The organism is Planococcus chinensis, assembly GCF_042681545.1.
GTDB lineage: Bacteria > Bacillota > Bacilli > Bacillales_A > Planococcaceae > Planococcus > Planococcus chinensis.
Genome location: NZ_JBHUFW010000002.1, coordinates 459,033 through 477,987 on the forward strand (window position 1 = coordinate 459,033; position 18,955 = coordinate 477,987).

The following is an 18,955-nucleotide window of genomic DNA, read 5'->3' on the forward strand; positions in this document are numbered from 1 at the left end:
TGGAAGTTAATGGTTCAACTTATGTCCAAATAACTTTACAGACAGGAGAATGACAGTGAACAAAGAAATGTTTGAAAAAGGGTTGGAAATCAGAAAAAGCGTGCTTGGGGCCGAATATGTCGAAAACTCGATCAACAATGCCACCGACTTCAACATGCCGATGCAGGAATTGGTGACAGAATATTGCTGGGGCGAAGTCTGGGGCCGGCCTGGATTGGAAAGAAAGACGCGGAGCATCATCAACTTGGCGATGATTACAGCGCTGAACCGCCCGCACGAATTGAAGCTTCATGTAAGAGGAGCTATCAACAACGGCTTGACGCGCGATGAGATCAAGGAAGTGTTTTTGCAGACCGCCATCTATTGCGGGGTTCCGGCAGCAATCGACAGCTTCCGGTCAGCCAAAGAAGTTTTTGACGAAATGGACAAGGAATAAAGAGAACAGTGGATAAAAAGAACGGGCAAGGGCGGCTGCCCAGGCAGTAGGTTCAGGCAGCCGGCACCCATTGCATGGAACAGTCCAATAGGAGCCGAAAGAAAGACAAAAATTTTTGCAATTATTTTGGATACAAAATACAGTTAGAGAAAAGAAGAATGAAAAGTGTTAAGGATATCAAAAGAACATCTTTTCTTGAATCTGTAATTCCACGCTCACTGTATCGCAGATGTATCCGGAATAAAGCGGGGATTTTTAATTGGCGGAGCAACACAGAACAAGGAAATATACGTTAAAGCGAGGAGGACAGCAGATGATGGAATTTCCGGAGCGTGTCCAGATCAATGAAGTAGTGCTAAGGGACGGGCTGCAGCTTGAGACAAAAATCGCCTCCCTTGAAGAAAAAGAGACGCTTTTCCGGCAATTGGTGGAGGCCAACGTCCAAACGGTGGAATTCGGTTCGTTCGTCCATCCGAAGGCCGTACCCCAGATGGCGAACAGCGGGGATTTTTATGAAGCGATTTCCACGGAATCCGCCGGACCGGCGTTGATTGCCTTGATACCCAATTTAAAAGGGGCGGAACTCGCTCGTTTGCGGGGAGTGGAGCGGGTGAATTTCGTTTTTTCGGCAAGCGATACACACAACGAACAGAACGTGAACAAGAAAACAGCCGAGTCGGTCGAGGAACTGAAAGCCATCCAGGAATTCTGCGGAAAAAACGGGATGGTCTTAGGAGTTTCGATTGCAACTTCATTTGGCTGTCCATTCGAAGGGGAAGTGCCGCCTGCGCGCATCCATGAATTGACGGACATGCTGGTGAGGATGCAGATCGGCATCATCACACTCGCGGATACGACGGGAATGGCAAATCCCCGACAAGTGTCCGAGTTGTTGAGTGGCCTGAAGGATGCTTATCCGCAACAGAAGTTCAACCTTCATTTCCATAATACGAGAGGGATGGGGCTCGCCAATATTCTCGCCGGGCTTGATGCAGGCATCGACAGTTTCGACACCTCGCTCGGCGGATTGGGCGGCTGCCCGTTCGCACCGGGCGCAACAGGCAATGTATGCACCGAAGATGTGGTGCATATGCTGCACAATATGGGAATCGAAACGGGCATTTCCCTGGAAGGATTGCTGACAGCATCCCGGACGCTGGAAACGGTTGTCGGCCACCCGACGCCGAGCTATCTTTTGAAGGCAGGGCCTTCCGACAGGAAATACCCGGTGCCGAATAAATAAGAAGTGATAAATTGGAGTTCTTAAACGCAAAAACAAGAGAATCTGGAGGATGGATCCATGGCTGATTGGCAGACGATTTTATTGAAAGAGGATTTTGCTTCCGACAATGTCTATATTCTGGAATTGAACCGTCCGGAGGCGATGAATTCCCTCAACACGCAGATGGGCATCGATTTGATCGAGTGCTTGAAAGAAATTCAGGAAAAACCGGATTTGCGGGTTTTGGTCTTGACCGGATCCGGCGAAAAAAGTTTCTGTGCCGGCGCGGATTTGAAAGAGCGCAAAGGCATGACGAACGAGCAATGGAAAAAGCAGCATGATATTTTCGAAGAAGCATATGAACATCTGCGGAATTTCCCGTTTCCGACCATAGCCGCAGTCAACGGGTTTGCGCTCGGCGGCGGAATGGAAATGCTCCTCAGCTGCGATTTGCGCTATGCAGCGGAACATGCCCAGATGGGGCTGCCCGAAGTGAAGCTCGGCATCATCCCGGGCGTCGGCGGAACCCAGTTGCTGCCACGGGCGATTCCGGTCGGTCTGGCCAAGGAATTCCTGTTCCGGGGAAATAAGATCCCAGCGCCGAAAGCATTGGAGGCCGGAATCCTGAACGGCATCTCGGCAAAAGAGGATCTGCTGGAAGACACACTCGAAATCGCCAAGGAAATCGCCGCAAATGCGCCGCTTTCCTTAAAAGCATTAAAGAAGTCCATTAATACAGGGCTTGAAACGGATTTGAACACGGCGCTGGTGATCGAATTGGATCAATACTATAAATGCGCCAATTCGGAAGACCGTCAGGAAGGCATTTTGTCGTTCAATGAAAAACGGAAGCCGAATTGGCAAGGGAGATGACCGGAATGCAGCAGGTAAAAGGAGAAAAAGCGGCAGGGTTAAGCAAACAGCTCGCACAGTACAGCCTGGAACTCACATACGACAGCTTGCCGGCGGAAGTGGTGGAATTCACGAAACTTTGCATCCTGGATTATTTCGGTTCGGCGATTGCCGGTTCTGAGAAAGTGCCGGTGCGGATGATTGCCGAACTGGCGGAGGAAATGGGCGGCGCCCAACAGGCGCATGCGGTAACCGGAGGGAAAACGTCCGTGCTGAATGCAGCGCTCGTCAACGGGGCCGCGAGCCATGTTGTGGAACTCGACGATATCCATAAAGGATCGATCATCCATGCGGCGACGGTCGTCATCCCCGCGGCGCTTGCGATAGCGGAATGGAAGCAGCTATCCGGAAAAGAATTGATTGCGGCAGTGGTCGCAGGCTATGAAGTCTGTTTCCGGATCGGCGAAGCCGTTTCCCCGTCGCATTATTATTTCTGGCACAACACGGCGACCTGCGGCACTTTCGGATCGGCGGCAGCTGCAGGAAAACTGCTCGGGCTCAATGAAGAGCAGATGGTTTCAGCCCTCGGAAACGCGGGGACGCAGGCTGCCGGGCTATGGGAGTTCATCGAAGACGGTGCGATGACCAAGCAATTGCACACTGCAAAAGCATCGATGAATGGCGTGCTGGCAGCTTTACTGGCGCAAAAAGGGTTTACCGGCCCGCAAAAGATTCTGGAAGGTGACCGGGGCTTTTTCAAGGCGATGAGCGATGCATATGACGAAAGCCGCATCACCGATGGGCTGGGTGAGCAGAATAAAATCATGGAAAACTCTTTCAAGATCCACGCCTCCTGCCGCCATACCCATCATGCGGTCGATTTGCTGACAGAAATCTTCAAAGACCGCCGGCCATCGATTGAAGACATCGAGTCGGTATCGGTGGAGTCCTATCAAGTGGCGTTGAACATCACGGATGATCCTGATCCCCAGACGGAATATGCGGCAAAGTTCAGCCTTCAGTTCTGCTCGGCGCTGGCATTGCTGACCGGCAGTGCCGGGCTTGCAGATTTCAATGAAGAGGTGCTGTGGAACGAAGACATCCGTGCGCTGACGAAGAAAGTGAAAGTCACCACAGCGCCTGCCATTGACGCCAGTTATCCGAGACAATGGGGAGCGGCAGTGGAAGTCGTGTTCAAAAACGGGGAAACGATCCGCAAAGAAACCGATTTTCCGAAGGGCGACCCTGAAAACGCCGTAACTGCAGAAGAACTTCGCAGCAAATTTATCGGCATGACGTTCAAGTACCCGGCCCAAAAGCGTGAAGAGCTGGCGGATGCCATCCTGCAATTGGAGACAGTGCCGGAAATCGGCCAAGTAATGGCAGCGCTTTAAAAGCTGCCTGGAAATGATGAAGGTGAAGCTATGGCACAGAAAAATGAAGAGAAACTGGAAGTGATCCAGCAGCAATTGGCAAAGCTGAATGAAAAAGAACTGAGCGAAGTCGCACACTTGCTGTCGCTGTACGGAGAATCTTCCCGCACGCTGCATCCCGACGCTCTGCCGATGCACTTTTTAGGAAGGTTCCTCGGAATCACCCAGCACGCGGACGGCACTGCTGAGATGGAGCTCGGGCTGCAGAATGAAAACACATACGGAGTCGCACAGGGCGGGGCCATCTATACATTGGCGGATGTCGCCATCGGATTCAAAATCCTGAAAAACCTGACGGAGGAAGAAAAAGTTTTTACACTCGAATTGAAAGTGAACTTCATCGAAAAAGGGCAGGGCAGCCGACTTGTGGCAATGCCGGTCGTTTTGCGGCAAGGGCGGAGCACCGTCGTTTGCGAATGCACCGTTGTGGATGATAAAGGGGCGCTGGTGGCAAAGGCGCTGGGCACTTTTTACATTTCCGGCAGGCATAGAGCAAGAAAGGAGGAAACCCAATGAGCGAAATCCATTACCAGGACATCGTCGAAGAAGTGAAAGGGATGTGCCAGCGGGCCAATACGGATCTCGGGGATGACGTCTATACGGCTTTCAAGAAAGCCCTGTCCGCAGAGCGATCGGAAACCGGCAAGGAAGTGCTTACGCAACTGATCGAAAACGCCGATATTGCGAAAGCTGAAAAAGTGCCGATGTGCCAGGATACCGGCACGGCTGTCTTTATCGTCGAACTTGGACAGGACTGCCACATCACCGGAGGCAGTTTGATCGAAGCCATCAACGAAGGCGTGGCGAAAGGTTATGGGGAGGGGTATTTGAGGAATTCGATGATCTACAACCCCTTGAACCGTAAAAACACCGGAAACAATACCCCGGCCATTGTCCATCTTGAACTGGTCGAGGGCGATGAAATGACGCTTCACATGACGGCCAAAGGCGGTGGGGCCGAGAACATGAGTGCGATGAAGATGCTCAAACCGTCTGATGGGATGGAAGGCGTCAAAGAATACATCCTGTCCGTCGTGAAAGTGGCGGGGCCGAATGCCTGTCCGCCACTGATTGTCGGCATCGGCATTGGCGGGAATTTTGAGCGCTGTACGTATTTGGCAAAAAAATCCCTGTTTCGGCCGGTCGGCGCCCGCCATCCGGATCCGGAAGTGGCGGAGCTTGAAGAAGAACTCATCGGAGAAATCAACCGCCTCGGAATCGGCCCTCAAGGAATGGGCGGCAGTACGACAGCGCTTGATGTGAAGGTGGAAGTAGAATCCTGCCATATTGCGGCTTTGCCGGTAGCAGTGAACCTGAACTGCCACGCCAGCCGCCACCAGACGGTTGTAATGAAGTGAGGAGGCTGGACGATGCAGAAGAAAATAACGCTTCCGCTTACGGAGGAAGCAATCCTGTCATTAAAAGCAGGTGACCGCGTCCTGCTTTCAGGCACCGTTTATACAGCGCGGGATGCAGCCCATAAACGCATGACCGAACAAGAGAAGGAAGGCATTCCGTTTCCGGTCGATGTCAATGGCCAGGTCATTTATTACACCGGACCGACGCCAGCAAAGCCGGGGGAAGTGATCGGTTCCGCTGGCCCGACCACAAGCGGCCGGATGGATCTGTACACGCCGCGGCTTCTGGAAAAAGGGCTGAAAGGCATGATCGGCAAAGGCTACCGGAACGAAGAAGTGAAACAGGCCATCCAAAAACACAAAGCGGTTTATTTCGGTGCGGTAGGCGGGGCGGCAGCGCTGATTTCACGGTCGATCAAATCGGTTGAAGTGATTGCCTATGAAGATTTGGGGACGGAAGCGATCCGGAAATTGGAAATCGAGGATTTTCCCGTATTCGTGATCAACGATGCTTACGGAGGCGATATTTACCAGGAAGGCATTGAAAAATTCAGGGAATCCTAGGAGTTGAAAAAAGATGAGAGTTGGGATTATCGGACTTGGGAATATGGGCGGCCGTATGGCGAAGCGGATGCTTGGGCAAGGCGCAGAAGTCGGCTTATACGATTTGAACGAAGAAGCTGTGAATACACTTGTCGGACTTGGCGCAGAAAAAGCGGACAGTCCGGCTGATTTGGCTTCGAAATTCCAGTACATCATCACGGTGCTGCCGAATGTCTATATCGTCAAACAAACGCTGGTCGGCGAACAAGGGCTTCTGAAAGGCATGAAGCCCGAAAGCCTGCTGATCGAGATGACAACTTCGATTCCTTCCGTCACCAAGGAATTGAATGCTTTGGTCAAAGCGGAAGGCTTCCGCATGATCGATGCACCGGTGTCGGGCGGTGTAAAAGGAGCGGAGGCAGGCACGTTGTCAATCATGGTCGGCGGGGAAGAAAGCGATTTCGAAGAAGCCCGTCCGCTCCTTGCGATGCTTGGACAAAACATCAATCATGTCGGGGAGGCGGGTGCGGGCCATACGATCAAAGCATTGAACAATATGATTTCGGCAACGACGCTTGCGGCCACGGCTGAAGCGATGGCACTCGGCGTCAAGCTGGGGCTCGAGCCTGAGAAGATGCTGGCGGTCATCAATACGAGCACCGGCCGCAGTTTTTCCAGCGATTTTAAATTCCCGAACCAGGTGCTGACGAGAAAGTTCGAAGTGGGATTCACGCTCGATTTGATGGTCAAGGATCTGAAAATCGCGATGAGCATGGCGGAGGAAGAAAGCGCCCCAATGTTCATCTCAAGCGCATCGTTTCAATTATGGAAACGCGCGATGGCAGAAGGGCGTGGAGGCGAGGACCACACAGCCATCGTCAAAAGCATCGAAGAAATGTTCAATGTTGAGATCAAAGGCTGAAAACCCCCTTATACGCTGAACCATGAATAAATGCTAAAATTGCCTCATGCTTTCTTTTAACGAGAAAAGATCTAAGGGGTGCCATTATGGAGAAATTCAAATTGACGGAACAAGACAGAGCGACATTGCAATTCAAAGTGACAACGAAATTAAGGGAATTGATCTTAAAAGGCGAATTCAAGATGGGGGAGCGCCTGATGCAGGAGGAATGGGCGCAGAAACTGGGCGTCAGCCGCATGCCGCTCCGCGAAGCGCTTCGTCAGCTGGAAGTGGAAGGCCTGGTGCGCATCGAACCCAGAAGAGGTGCAGTGGTGACACCGGTATCGGTTGAAGATATCGAGGAAATCTACCAGCTGCGGGCCATGCTTGAAGGGGAAGCGGTAGTCCGTGCACTGCCGTTCCTTGAAAGCGAAGATATCGAAGAGCTGGAATGCATCCATAACAAGATGCTCGAGCTGAATGCCGATGAAAATGATATGGAAACGTTCATGAAGCTGAATGCGGATTTTCACCAAATCATCCGTGAAGGGTGCCCGTGGAGAAGGATCCAGGGGTTCATTGAAACGCTTTGGAAAGGAATACCGCCGTATACGCCGAGCCTGCTTGCCAATCATTTATCGGAATCGCACCGTGAACATGGCCTGATGCTGCAGTTCATCAAGGAAAAAGATGCGGAAAAACTCCGCGAAGTGACCATCCGGCATATTCTGCGCACCAAGGAAAACCTGATTCAAATGATTTCGGAGAAATAGGCGGACAAGAGCCGGCCGGTTAATGCTAAGGGAAAAGGGGAAACATTCATGAAAACATTGGATATTGCAGTCATCCCAGGCGATGGCATTGGAAAAGAAGTCGTACCTGAGGCGCTCCGCGTTTTGGATGCAATCGAACAGGTGCATGGCGGCCTGAAATTCAACTATACGCATTACCCGTGGAGCTGTGAGTACTATATCGAAACCGGCAAAATGATGCCCGACGACGGGCTTGAACAGCTCAGCTCTTTTGATGCGATTTTCCTCGGAGCCGTCGGAGATCCGACACTTGTTCCCGACCATGTGTCGCTTGGCGGATTGCTTTTGAAAATCCGCCGCGGATTTGAACAAGTGATTAACGTCCGGCCGGCGAAGATGCTCAAAGGGCTCGTTTCTCCTCTGAGGGATCCGAAAGACTTTGATATCATGATTGTCCGGGAAAACAGCGAAGGCGAATACAGCAGCATCGGCGGGCGTGTACATAGCGGAATGGACGAAGTGGTCGTCCAAAATGCCGTCTTCACGAAAAAAGGGGTTTCCCGCGTCATGGAATACGGTTTTGACATTGCTGGCAAAAGGGGCGGCCACCTGACAAGCGCCACCAAGTCGAACGGCATCGCCCATTCGATGCCGTTCTGGGATGAAGTGTTCAAGGAAATGGCTGAAAATTATCCGGACATCCGAACCAGAAGCGAGCATATCGACGCGCTTTCAGCATTTTTTGTGACAAAGCCGGAAACGCTGGACGTGGTTGTGGCGAGCAACCTGTTCGGAGACATTCTTAGCGATATCGGAGCGGCCATTATGGGCAGCATCGGGATCGCTCCTGCAGGAAACATCAACTTGAACGGAAAATTCCCGTCCATGTTCGAACCGGTCCATGGTTCTGCTCCGGATATTTACGGCAAAGGCATCGCCAACCCAATCGGGCAGATCTGGACGGCGAAAATGATGCTCGATCACTTGGGCGAGATGGAGATGGGGGCAATCGTTTTAGCCGCCATCGAAGAAACGCTGGAGTCCGGCATCAAGACCGGCGATATCGGCGGAAGCTCGAATACGGCTGAAGTGACCGATGCCATTATCGCGTCCATTCAGAAACACGCACAATGACCATAAGCAGCAGGAAACCGGCAGACTCATTTATCAGCAAAAGCGATAGATCCATTCTCCGATTTCCTGTTTTTTCTTCGTTTACAATTGTCGGAATTTTTAGTAGTATTGGAGTTAATAATAATATTGTATCCAATATCCGAAAAAGAGTGTCGGAATTATTTCCGTAAATGCCATATCATAAGAAAAAAGGTAAGCGGTTTCAACTCTTTGCCACTATTTCGGCTATTCAAATATTACATGATCAAGGCAGCATCGCACCTTGTCAGGAACCGGGAAATACGAAATGTAAAGGAGTGGCAAAATGGCAGACAAGATGGCGTTTGACAGCGATATTGCAAATGAATACGACAAAGGCGTAAGGCGGACGCTGCCGACATATGACCCGATGCTTCGGCTCGCCCAGACGTTTCTGCGAACGAATCTGGACGAGAACGCGTCGGTTCTTGTCATCGGCGGAGGAGGCGGAAATGAATTGAAGGCTTTCGGGCCGAGAAATCCCGGCTGGACATTCACTGCCGTCGATCCGTCCAAGGCGATGCTCGGCGCCGCCCAAATGAAAGCACGGACTGAAGGGATGGAAAGCCGCGTCGAGCTGATCCATGGAACGGTAGCGGATGTGCCGGAAGGAGCGGTCTTCGACGGTGCGACATGCATCCTCGTGCTGCATTTCGTTCCAGAGCTTGCGGACAAGCTGGCGCTCTTGAAAAAGCTGCGGTCGCATCTGGAAGCGGGGGCGCCTTTTGTTCTCGTCAGCAAATACGGAGATCCGGAAGACGAGGAATTCCAAGCGCTTGTCGGGCTTTGGAAAAACTACTGGCTCGACATGACCGATCTGCCGGAAGAAAAGGTGGAGGCGCTGATGAAAAGCACGCTGGTGGATGCATCAGTCCCTGAAGAAACCGTCAGGGAACTGCTGGCAGAAGCAGGATTCCATAAGATCGCGAAGTTTTTCAAGACCAATCATTTCGGCGGCTGGCTCTGCTACGCCAAATAAAAGAGAAGGCGGTGGGAAACATGAAGGACCGGCAAGGTGATGTAAGGAAGCTGGCATTCTTTGCGCTGGCCGCCGTCTTGTTTCTCGTTCTCTTTTACGGGCTCCCGGATACGTTTTCCCACCAGGCGAAGCTCATGACCGGCATCATCGTAGCCGGCGTTGTGCTTTGGGCGCTCGAGCCGGTGCCGATCGGGCTCACCGCATTGATCATCCTGCTCGCCATGCTCATTTTTAAAGTAGGAGATGCAGCTGTCGTCTTCAGCGGCTTCGCTTCCCCTGCTACATATTTGATCGTGGCCGGCATGATGCTGGCAACTGCGGTCAACGAAACGGCCCTCATCAGGCGCATGACCTATTGGATACTTGAGCGCTGGGGCGGGCATGCGAAGGGGCTGCTCGGAAGCATCATCATCATCCAGCAAATCCAGGCTTTTTTCATCCCTTCAACAGCTGTCCGATCGGCATTGATCCTGCCGGTATCCTCGATGATCATCGAGACGACGAAAGCTGGGCCGGGGAGCAATCTCCGGAAAATGATCATGCTGGGCGTGGCGTTCGGCGGCATCATCAGCGGAACGTCCGTCATGACGGCGGCGATTGGCAACATCCTGACCGTTGAACTGTTGGACCGCTTTGCAGATATCCAGATTACGTATTTCCAATGGTTTTATTATACGCTGCCGCTTTGGATCATCCTGGTGCCTTCCATCTGGCTGATGCTGCTGAAGGTATTCCCGCTGCCGGAAGAGCATCGGTTTTTCCCGGAAATCCAGCAGGAGATGGCGTCGAAAATGGCGGCGCTTGGACCGGTCAGCGCACCGGAAATCCGGAGCCTCCTGATCCTGCTGTTTATCGTGGTCCTGTGGCTCAGCGAACCGGTCCACGGTATGCATCCGAGCTTGCCGGCACTGATTGGCGTCGTGTTGATGACGCTGCCGAAAATCGGCGTCGCTGAATGGGACAAGGTCGTCCGGATCAATTACAATACGGTGCTGGTCATCAGCATCACTTTATCGATGGGATATGCTTTCGCCGATACAGGGGCCGCTGAGACCATCAGCGACTACCTGAGCGCCGGGTGGTTCGCAGGCATGCTCGGGAATCCGCTCCTTTCAGTGATTGTGGTGATTCTGCTGTCGCAGATTTTCCATAAGCTCATTTCGAATGTGGCGACAGCGGTGGTGATCCTGGTGCCGATCCTCATCAGCGTCGCGCAAAAAGGGGACATTGATCCGCTGGCGATCGGCTTTACGACAGGGCTCACCTGCCTGTTCGGCTTTATGCTCATCGTGGAATCGATGCCGAATTTATTGGCACATAGCACAGGCATGATTACGCAAAAAGATTTTCTGAAACCGGGATTCTTCGCCACCCTCATTTCGGTGGCGGCCACCATACTTGTCGCTGCCACTTGGTGGCAATGGATCGGGCTGGTCTAGAACCTGAAAATATTCAAAGGAGGTTTTCATATGTTGCCATTAGAAGGAATTACCGTGGTTTCTTTGGAACAGGCGGTTGCCGCGCCTTTTGCGACAAGGCAGCTGGCGGATCTGGGGGCGCGCGTCATCAAAGTGGAACGGCCGGGGCCAGGGGATTTCGCCCGTGGCTATGACGAAACGGTCAAGGGCTTGTCGAGCCACTTTGTCTGGACGAACCGTTCGAAAGAATCGATCACGCTTGACCTGAAGCATGAGGAATCAAAGAAAGTGCTGGACAAGCTTTTGTCTGAAGCGGATGTCTTTATCCATAACTTGGCTCCGGGCGCAGTGGACCGGCTCGGCTTCAGTGCAGCCGAACTTCATGAAAGATACCCGCAGCTGATCATTTGCTCGATTTCAGGCTACGGCACATTCGGGCCCTATACCAATAAAAAAGCATACGACCTGCTGATCCAATGCGAAGCAGGGCTCGTGTCGGTCACCGGAACCGAAGACACGCCGTCAAAAGCGGGGATTTCGATTGCGGATATCGCAGCGGGCATGTACACGTATACCGGCGTTCTGACAGCCATCATCCAAAGGTACAAGACCGGAAAAGGCGCCATCATCGAAGTATCCATGCTCGAAGCGCTCGCAGAGTGGATGGGTTTTCCGCTGTATTACTCCGTCTACGGAGAGGCGGAGCCGAAGCGGACAGGCGCGAGCCATGCCACGATCTATCCATATGGCCCGTTCAAGGCGGGCGACGAAAAAATGGTCTTTCTGGGCATCCAGAACGAACGCGAATGGGCACGATTCTGTGAGGAAGTGCTGAAAGATGCCGGTCTTGCAGCGGATGTCCGGTTCGACAGCAATTCCAAGCGCGTCGCCAATAAAGAAGCGCTGAAAGCGATCATCGAGGACGTATTCAAGGAAATGGAGTCTTCGGACATCATCGATCTTTTGGAAGAGGCGAAAATTGCCAATGCGCGGCTGAATACGATGCGGGAGTTGGGAAATCACCCGCAGCTTGATGCGAGAAACCGTTGGGCAGAAGTGGACTCGCCGGCAGGGAAGCTAAGAGCGCTGATTCCGCCGGTGACATCAGACCAAATTGAGACCGTCATGAATCCAATCCCGGCAGTAGGAGAGCATACAGAGGCGATCTTGAAAGAATTCGGGTTTGATTACAACCAAATGAAACCCTATACCGAACCAGGCGGCGCCTGAAGCATTGATAGATGTTTGTCCGGCAAGAACCAGAATGCACAGTCGAAAGGATGGAGAAGAGAATGGCGAAGTTAAGTGTCCAGGAACGAGAGCAATTGCGTGCGGAAGTGCGAAAGCTGTGCGCCGATTTCCCGAATGAATATTGGCGGAAGCTCGACCTTGAACGGGAATATCCGTATGAATTTGTAGACGCGTTGACAAAAAGCGGCTACTTGTCCGCTTTGATTCCCGAAGAGTACGGCGGCAAAGGATATGGGATGACGGAAGCGACCATCGTCCTTGAAGAAATCAACCGGTCAGGCGGCCATGCAGCCGGCTGCCACGCGCAGATGTACACGATGGGGGCGCTGCTGAAGCACGGAAGCGAAGAGCAGAAGCAAAAATACCTGCCGGGGATCGCGGACGGCAGCATCCGTTTCCAGGCGTTTTCTGTTACGGAAGAAGCAGCGGGTTCGAATACGACGGCGATCGAGACGTTTGCTGAAAAGACCGGAGACGGCTATATCGTCAACGGGCATAAAAACTGGACGAGCCGCGTGCTCCAGTCGGATCTCTTGATGCTCCTGGCGCGCACTACGCCTTCCGAGCAAGTAGGGGAGAAGAAAACCGAAGGCCTGAGCCTGTTCCTTGTCGACTTGCGGGAAATCCGGGAACAGCAGCCGGAAGCGTTCGTCACAGAACCGGTCCGGGCGATGTTCAATTACGCGACCAACCAAGTCTGGTATAAAAACATGAAGATCCCATTCGATTGCCTGATCGGGGAAGAGGGCAAAGGATTCCGCTATGTTCTCGACGGCATGAACGCGGAACGCACGCTGCTTGCCGCGGAAGCGATCGGCGACGGATATTTCTTCATCGATAAAGCGACGGAATACGCCAACAGCCGGGTCGTATTTGACCGGAAAATCGGAACCAACCAAGGCATCCAGTTCCCAATCGCCAAGGCATACGCTGCGGTGAAGGCCGCGGACCTCATGCGCTACGAGGCGGCGCGGAAATACGACGAAGGCGAAAAGTACGGCGAACAGGCCAACCTTGCGAAATACTTGTCGAGCGAAGCCAGCTGGCTCGCGGCGAATGTCTGCCTCGACACTTACGGCGGCTACGGATTTGTCGACCAGTACGATATCGAGCGGAAATTCCGGGAAACGCGGATGTACCAGGTCGCCCCCGTCAGCAACAACATGATTTTGGCTTTCCTCGGACAGAACGTCCTCGGCATGCCGCGCTCTTATTAAAAAACAGAAAAACCGGCCGATTCCAAAAGGGATTCGCCGAATCAAACTGTAGACAAAGTCTAATTTAAATTAATAGAGATGCATAAGCCCGACCGGGCTGGCCACTTCGCTTTCCGTGGGCTCGGCTTCAGCCGCTTCCCTCGCTTCGCTCAGTCCAGGGTCTTCAGCTCGAGCTTGGCCCACAGGAGTCTCGTGGCCAGCACGGTCGGGAGCGTCACCTGTATCTAACAGATAAGGTAAGATGCGGATTCTGCTTTGACCTGCTGGGTACAAGCCGCTGGCTTCAGGATCCGGAACGGAAGGCGGCGAGCAAGTTGGCCGAAGGCAGTTCGGCCGACTTGTTTGCGACGAAGCAGCGAAGCGATGCAACGCCCTTTCATGTCTCGAAGCTAGCGCAGCGATGCAGAGACAGGAGCACCGGTTTTACCTGCGGGATAGCGAAGTGCCGAACTAACTCGGACGCTAGTCAATGCTTGACCGAAGCTTGCGAGGGCAAGCATTTGCGACGAGCTTGCGCAGGAGCACAGGCTCTTAGTTAGTTCGGCGCGAGCCCGCGGAAAGCGTCCGCCTGAAGTGGAGAATCCGAGATAGCTCATCCTAAATATATCTTCATTCTTTAAGATAAATAAATATTATTTTATCTACAAGCTCAAAACCGGCCGATCCCAAAAGGGGTCGGCCGGTTTTTAGGTTATTTGACGGCGGAAGGTTTGACGTCTTCCGGGATCGGATTGACGTAGGGTTCTTTCGCCCGCTTCTTTTCGTGCTCCGCTTTCGCAGCGGCCAGATCCTCTTCGTTTTCAAACAGGTGGATGGCTGCTTCAGCCATCGATTGCGCCGCAAGCAGCATGCCGCTGTGGGCATAAGAGCTGAGTCCCTGTGTCACCATCTGCCAGGTGTGGAGCGGAGTGCCGATGGCGCTGGTGGCAGTGGTCACTTGTGCGGTCGGCACGACCCAGCTGACATCTGATACGTCTGTTGAACCCGGCATGATCTTATCGGACGGCTCGTAGGCGGCGATGATATCCGCCAGGAATTTCCCTTCAAATTCACTGCCGTCTCCGCTATAGCCGAAGCTTTCCATGCCGCCGACAAAGTTCTTCTTCTCGCCTTCGGACAAGGTGTTCCAAATGCCTTCTGCAAACGCCTTTTCTTCTGCCGTCGGCTGGATCGGTCCGGCTTCCTGCATTTTGCTGTAGAGCAGGTTTTCAAGCACGCGGTTCGGTTCATAATTCGAGCAGGCTTTATCAAAGACGATGGTCATCTCGGTTTCAGTCATCAATGCTGCGCCTTGGGCGATTTTCACGACGCGCTTGTAGATTTCGTCGACTTGCGCCACTTTCGGAGCCCGGATCAAGTATAGGACCTCTGATTCGGACTGGACGACGTTCGGCGAGATGCCGCCGCTGTTGGTGATGGCATAATGCATGCGTGCTTCGGGGATGACGTGCTCCCGCAGGTAGTTGACGCCGACGTTCATCAATTCCACCGCATCGAGTGCACTCCGTCCGAGATGCGGCGAATTTGCCGCATGGGAAGCGATGCCCTGGAAGCGGAAGTAGACCTGGTAATTCGCCAGACTCGACAAGCCCATGATGGCATTGACGTACGAAGGATGCCAGGTGAATGCGGCATCTAGACCGTCAAATACCCCTTCGCGCACCAAGAATGTCTTTCCGGAGCCGCCTTCTTCAGCAGGACAGCCGAAAAACTTCACTGTCCCTTTGATGCCGTTTTCCTCAAAATAAGCCTTAGCAGCATAGGCTGCTGCCAGTGCGCCGGTGCCGAGCAAGTTATGTCCGCAGCCGTGGCCCGTGCCTCCGGCAACCAAAGGTTCTTTCACGGTACTGTCCGCTTTTTGGCTCAGGCCGGACAAGGCATCGAATTCTCCGAGAAAGCCGATGACCGGCTTCCCTTCGCCGAACGAAGCGGTAAATGCGGTTTCGATGCCGCCCACGCCTCTCTCGACCTGAAAGCCTTCCTTTTCAAGTTCATCTGCCAAAAACCGGGCAGATTCAAACTCCTGGTAGCGGGTTTCCGGATGCTCCCAGATAAACTTGCTGATTTCTTCGAAACGGTTTCGGTTGGATGCCAAATATTCATTCACTGAAAAAGCTGTAATCATGCAATGCGCCCCTTTCACCAATAATAAATCCATTATAACAAAAAAATGCGGTGCTATTTGGGGATATTTACGAGGAAGCAGCCGGAAGAAATAAAAAAAATTTTTTTCTCCTTCTTAGAGCCGCAATGCTTCAGGCTTTTGAGAGAATGAAAACGGTTGCAAATTAAACTGAAAATTTATTCTATATTGACAACTGTTTTTGATTTGTTATGATGAATTCAATTAAAAATTCGACAAACTATTTTGACGGAGACAAGTGAACGGCATAGGAATCTTCAGAGAGCTGATGGGTGGTGCAAATCAGCGGTTCCGGCAGTTGGCAGCACTCCTGAATAGAGCGGCTGAAATCCAGTAGGCCAATCCGGTTCGTGTCCGTTACGCATGTGGATCTATGAGGCTGTTTTTTGCGAAACAGCGAATTAGGGTGGTACCGCGAATCGAAGGCTCTTCGCCCCTTACATTTCTGATGTAGGGAGTGAAGGGCCTTTTTGCATTTCTTTGCTTTAACTTGTTTCCAATTCAGAGAGGAGAATGACGATATGCTGACAGACCAACAAATTTTGAGGATTCCAGGACCATCACCGATACCGCCGAGCGTTGCACGGGCCATGAGCCAGCCGATGATCGGCCACCGTGGCCAGAGCACGTCCGATATGATCGCCGACATCCGCCCGAAATTGAAGAGAGTGTTCGGCACGGAACAGGAAGTGATGATTCTGACAGGAAGCGGTACAGCAGGGCTGGAGACAGCCGTCGTCAATACGGTAGCACCGGGTGAAGAAGTGGCGGTCATTGTGACCGGGGCATTCGGCGACCGGTTCGTAAAAATCTGCAAAGCCTACGAGCTGGAGACGCATGTACTCCAAGTAGAATGGGGGAAGGCGCTTGATCCAGCAAAAGTGAAAGCTTTCTTGAAGGACCATGGCAGCATCAACGCCGTTTTTGCCACGTATTGTGAAACGTCGACAGGCGTCTTGAATCCCGTGGAAGAGCTGGCCCGGGCTGTGCGGGAAGTCTCTGATGCGCTCGTCATCGTTGACGGCGTATCTTGTGTGGCAGGAGTAGAGACGCGGATGGATGACTGGGGAATCGATGTGATGGTGACCGGTTCCCAAAAGGCGTTCATGCTGCCGGCCGGGCTGGCGTTTATCGCGGCAAGCGAACGGGCTTGGAAGAAAATCGAAGCGAATCCGCAGCCGCGTTTCTATCTGGATTTGATCAAGCACCGGGACAACATCGAGAAAGACACCACGCCGTTCACTCCGGCATTGTCGATTTTATTCGGATTGCAGCAGGTACTGGAGCTGCTGGAAGAAGAAGGACTGGAACAGGTCTATGCACGCCATGACTTGATGATGAAGATGACGCGTGCAGCGTTCAAGGCGCACGGAATTCCGCTATTGACGGAGGACGCTGCGGCATCGCCGACCGTCACCGCTGTCCGGCCGGATGACTTTGATCCGGAAGCTTTCCGGAAAGTGATGAAAAAGGAATTCGCGATGGAACTAGCCGGCGGCCAGCAGGAACTGGCAAAGAAGATTTTCCGCATTGGCCACATGGGGTATTGCTCGCCGGCGGATATGCTACAGGCGATTGCTGCGATGGAAATCGGAATCATCAAATCCGGAAAAGACATTGAACTCGGCAAGGGTTTAGGAGCCGCCCAGAAAATCTACTTAAGCGAAGGAGAGACGCAGAATGACTTATAAAATCCTTATCAGCGATCCGTTAAGTGAAGATGGCATCTACCCGCTGCGCCAAGCAGACGGCTTTGAAATTACGATGGAAACCAAAATGACGCCGGATGAACTGGGGGAGCGGATTGGCGAATTCGACGCCCTGCTTGTCAGAAGCCAGACCCAGGTGACGCGTGCCATCATCGAGAAGGCCAAGCACTTGAAAATCATCGGCCGCGCCGGTGTGGGGGTCGACAACATCGATCTTGAAGCTGCGACTGAGCACGGCATTATCGTCGTCAATGCGCCGGACGGCAATACGAACTCGGCAGCTGAGCATACCATGGCGATGCTGATGTCGATGGCGCGGAAGATTCCGCAGGCATATTATGCGCTGCGCAACCGGAACTGGGACCGCAAATCGTTTGTCGGCGTGGAACTGAAGAACAAGACGCTCGGCGTCATCGGCCTTGGCCGGATTGGGGCGGAAGTTGCGGCGCGTGCAAAAGGGCAGCGCATGAACGTCATCGCATATGATCCGTTCCTGACACCGGAAAAAGCGGAGAAGATGGGTGTGGATTTCGGAAGCGTCGAAGATGTGGTGAAGGCCGCTGATTTCATCACGGTCCATACCCCTCTTCTGAAGGAGACGCGGCATTTGATCAACGCGGAAGCTTTCCGCTTGATGAAGCCGGGCGTGCAAATCGTCAACTGCGCACGGGGCGGCATCATCGATGAAAATGCCTTGTTTGATGCCATCCAGTCCGGAAAAGTAGCAGGAGCGGCGCTCGATGTTTTTGAACAGGAGCCGATGGTCGATTTCCGGCTGCTGGACCTGCCGCAAGTGGTCGCAACGCCGCATCTCGGGGCAAGCACCGTCGAAGCCCAGGAAATTGTCGCGGTCGATGTCAGCAATGACGTCATCAGCTACTTCACAACCGGTACCGTCCGAAACTCGGTCAACTTGCCGTCGGTCCCGAAGGAGGTCATGGCAAAGATCGAACCGTATTTCGATCTCGCCGAACGGCTTGGCATTTTTCTGGCCGATCTGGCAGACGGCACCGCAGAAGAAGTGAACATCCAATATGCAGGGGAACTTGCCAATATCGAAGTCGGTCCGCTGACGCGCAATATGCTGAAAGGGCTTTTGAAACGCTATCTCGGGGAAATCGTCAATGACGTGAACGCAGCCTATTTTGCAGAGCTGAAAGGCGTCACCGTGACTGAAAGCAAGTCCACTGCAACCAAAGGATTCACAAATCTGATCACAGTCGAGATCAAGACAGCCAAGGGCGTCCGGAAAGCGGCAGGGACACTGTTGAACGGCCAAGGCGCACGCATCGTCAAAGTCGACGATTACCTGGTCGATGTGGCGCCGAAAGGCAATATCCTCTTTATCCGCCATAATGACCGGCCGGGTGTTATCGGCCGGGTCGGCACATTGCTCGGAGAAGAAAACGTCAACATCGCAACAATGCAGGTCGGGCGCTCGAACGCCGGCGGAGACGCCATCATGCTGCTGACAATCGACAAAGCGGCCGAGCAGGGAAGCCTCGATCAGCTCGAAAAGCTTACGGAAATCGAAAAGGTGAAAGCCATCAGCTTGTAAGGCAAAAAGGCATGGGGAAGAGTTTTGGACC

17 protein-coding genes and 1 other annotated feature are annotated in these 18,955 nt (G+C 52.9%); of the genes, 16 read left to right on the forward strand and 1 reads right to left on the reverse strand.

The genetic code is table 11. The annotated features are described in order from the left end of the window. Positions 1-49 precede the first annotated feature (49 nt). The 14 genes from pcaC (at position 50) to ACFSDB_RS02220 (ending at position 13,514) form a co-directional block, all read left to right on the forward strand. Entirely contained in the window at positions 50-436 is a 387-nt protein-coding gene (gene pcaC / locus ACFSDB_RS02155) for a 4-carboxymuconolactone decarboxylase (RefSeq protein WP_377338947.1), read from the forward strand. A gap of 313 nt (positions 437-749) precedes the next feature. After that, positions 750-1,679: a hydroxymethylglutaryl-CoA lyase gene (locus tag ACFSDB_RS02160; protein WP_204891266.1), complete on the forward strand. Its 930-nt coding sequence runs from the start codon at positions 750-752 to the stop codon at positions 1,677-1,679. A 57-nt stretch (positions 1,680-1,736) separates the two neighbouring features. Then, a complete protein-coding gene (locus ACFSDB_RS02165; protein ID WP_204891264.1) occupies positions 1,737-2,531 on the forward strand; it encodes an enoyl-CoA hydratase/isomerase family protein in 795 nt (264 codons plus the stop codon). Positions 2,532-2,536: 5 nt separating this feature from the next. Continuing rightward, positions 2,537-3,904 carry an MmgE/PrpD family protein gene (locus ACFSDB_RS02170; RefSeq protein ID WP_204891262.1) on the forward strand — a complete coding sequence of 456 codons (1,368 nt, stop codon included), beginning with the start codon at positions 2,537-2,539 and terminating at the stop codon, positions 3,902-3,904. Between the two features lie 30 nt (positions 3,905-3,934). Beyond that, a complete protein-coding gene (locus tag ACFSDB_RS02175) occupies positions 3,935-4,459 on the forward strand; it encodes a PaaI family thioesterase (RefSeq protein WP_204891260.1) in 525 nt (174 codons plus the stop codon). After that, complete coding sequence (locus ACFSDB_RS02180) at positions 4,456-5,301, forward strand: fumarate hydratase (protein ID WP_204891258.1); 846 nt, start codon at positions 4,456-4,458, stop codon at positions 5,299-5,301. Before ACFSDB_RS02175 ends, ACFSDB_RS02180 begins: the two co-directional genes overlap by 4 nt. A 12-nt stretch (positions 5,302-5,313) precedes the next feature. Next, entirely contained in the window at positions 5,314-5,865 is a 552-nt protein-coding gene (locus tag ACFSDB_RS02185; protein ID WP_204891256.1) for a Fe-S-containing hydro-lyase, read from the forward strand. A 13-nt stretch (positions 5,866-5,878) separates the two neighbouring features. Continuing rightward, the gene (locus tag ACFSDB_RS02190) at positions 5,879-6,766 is read left to right on the forward strand and encodes an NAD(P)-dependent oxidoreductase (RefSeq protein ID WP_204891254.1); all 888 of its coding nucleotides are present in this window, start codon (positions 5,879-5,881) and stop codon (positions 6,764-6,766) included. Positions 6,767-6,852: 86 nt separating this feature from the next. Then, on the forward strand, positions 6,853-7,518 hold the full coding sequence (locus ACFSDB_RS02195) for a GntR family transcriptional regulator (protein WP_204891252.1): 666 nt from the start codon (positions 6,853-6,855) through the stop codon (positions 7,516-7,518). 48 nt (positions 7,519-7,566) lie between these two features. Then, entirely contained in the window at positions 7,567-8,631 is a 1,065-nt protein-coding gene (locus ACFSDB_RS02200) for a tartrate dehydrogenase (protein WP_204891250.1), read from the forward strand. Positions 8,632-8,935: 304 nt separating this feature from the next. Continuing rightward, positions 8,936-9,628 (forward strand): class I SAM-dependent methyltransferase, encoded by a 693-nt coding sequence (locus ACFSDB_RS02205; RefSeq protein ID WP_377338955.1) that lies wholly within the window; start codon positions 8,936-8,938, stop codon positions 9,626-9,628. Positions 9,629-9,648: 20 nt separating this feature from the next. Next, complete coding sequence (locus tag ACFSDB_RS02210; protein ID WP_204891248.1) at positions 9,649-11,067, forward strand: SLC13 family permease; 1,419 nt, start codon at positions 9,649-9,651, stop codon at positions 11,065-11,067. Between the two features lie 30 nt (positions 11,068-11,097). Continuing rightward, positions 11,098-12,276 (forward strand): CaiB/BaiF CoA transferase family protein, encoded by a 1,179-nt coding sequence (locus tag ACFSDB_RS02215; protein ID WP_204891241.1) that lies wholly within the window; start codon positions 11,098-11,100, stop codon positions 12,274-12,276. A 62-nt stretch (positions 12,277-12,338) separates the two neighbouring features. After that, a complete protein-coding gene (locus ACFSDB_RS02220; protein ID WP_204891239.1) occupies positions 12,339-13,514 on the forward strand; it encodes an acyl-CoA dehydrogenase family protein in 1,176 nt (391 codons plus the stop codon). A gap of 691 nt (positions 13,515-14,205) precedes the next feature. On the opposite strand, the gene ACFSDB_RS02225 is transcribed toward ACFSDB_RS02220, so the two are convergent. After that, positions 14,206-15,639: a M20 family metallopeptidase gene (locus ACFSDB_RS02225; RefSeq protein WP_204891238.1), complete on the reverse strand. Its 1,434-nt coding sequence runs from the start codon at positions 15,637-15,639 to the stop codon at positions 14,206-14,208. Between the two features lie 234 nt (positions 15,640-15,873). Beyond that, positions 15,874-16,098, forward strand: a binding site (T-box leader). An 80-nt stretch (positions 16,099-16,178) separates the two neighbouring features. Between ACFSDB_RS02225 and ACFSDB_RS02230 the strand changes: the two genes are divergently transcribed. Beyond that, entirely contained in the window at positions 16,179-17,348 is a 1,170-nt protein-coding gene (locus tag ACFSDB_RS02230) for a pyridoxal-phosphate-dependent aminotransferase family protein (RefSeq protein ID WP_204891236.1), read from the forward strand. Further along, the gene (serA, locus tag ACFSDB_RS02235) at positions 17,338-18,924 is read left to right on the forward strand and encodes a phosphoglycerate dehydrogenase (RefSeq protein WP_204891235.1); all 1,587 of its coding nucleotides are present in this window, start codon (positions 17,338-17,340) and stop codon (positions 18,922-18,924) included. Before ACFSDB_RS02230 ends, serA begins: the two co-directional genes overlap by 11 nt. Positions 18,925-18,955: the final 31 nt, after the last annotated feature.

Coding starts and splice junctions, on each gene's coding strand:
- pcaC (WP_377338947.1), top strand. CDS start 50: ATGACAGTGAACAAAGAAATGTTTGAAAAAGGGTTGGAAATCAGAAAA.
- ACFSDB_RS02160 (WP_204891266.1), top strand. CDS start 750: ATGATGGAATTTCCGGAGCGTGTCCAGATCAATGAAGTAGTGCTAAGG.
- ACFSDB_RS02165 (WP_204891264.1), top strand. CDS start 1,737: ATGGCTGATTGGCAGACGATTTTATTGAAAGAGGATTTTGCTTCCGAC.
- ACFSDB_RS02170 (WP_204891262.1), top strand. CDS start 2,537: ATGCAGCAGGTAAAAGGAGAAAAAGCGGCAGGGTTAAGCAAACAGCTC.
- ACFSDB_RS02175 (WP_204891260.1), top strand. CDS start 3,935: ATGGCACAGAAAAATGAAGAGAAACTGGAAGTGATCCAGCAGCAATTG.
- ACFSDB_RS02180 (WP_204891258.1), top strand. CDS start 4,456: ATGAGCGAAATCCATTACCAGGACATCGTCGAAGAAGTGAAAGGGATG.
- ACFSDB_RS02185 (WP_204891256.1), top strand. CDS start 5,314: ATGCAGAAGAAAATAACGCTTCCGCTTACGGAGGAAGCAATCCTGTCA.
- ACFSDB_RS02190 (WP_204891254.1), top strand. CDS start 5,879: ATGAGAGTTGGGATTATCGGACTTGGGAATATGGGCGGCCGTATGGCG.
- ACFSDB_RS02195 (WP_204891252.1), top strand. CDS start 6,853: ATGGAGAAATTCAAATTGACGGAACAAGACAGAGCGACATTGCAATTC.
- ACFSDB_RS02200 (WP_204891250.1), top strand. CDS start 7,567: ATGAAAACATTGGATATTGCAGTCATCCCAGGCGATGGCATTGGAAAA.
- ACFSDB_RS02205 (WP_377338955.1), top strand. CDS start 8,936: ATGGCAGACAAGATGGCGTTTGACAGCGATATTGCAAATGAATACGAC.
- ACFSDB_RS02210 (WP_204891248.1), top strand. CDS start 9,649: ATGAAGGACCGGCAAGGTGATGTAAGGAAGCTGGCATTCTTTGCGCTG.
- ACFSDB_RS02215 (WP_204891241.1), top strand. CDS start 11,098: ATGTTGCCATTAGAAGGAATTACCGTGGTTTCTTTGGAACAGGCGGTT.
- ACFSDB_RS02220 (WP_204891239.1), top strand. CDS start 12,339: ATGGCGAAGTTAAGTGTCCAGGAACGAGAGCAATTGCGTGCGGAAGTG.
- ACFSDB_RS02225 (WP_204891238.1), bottom strand. CDS start 15,639: ATGATTACAGCTTTTTCAGTGAATGAATATTTGGCATCCAACCGAAAC.
- ACFSDB_RS02230 (WP_204891236.1), top strand. CDS start 16,179: ATGCTGACAGACCAACAAATTTTGAGGATTCCAGGACCATCACCGATA.
- serA (WP_204891235.1), top strand. CDS start 17,338: ATGACTTATAAAATCCTTATCAGCGATCCGTTAAGTGAAGATGGCATC.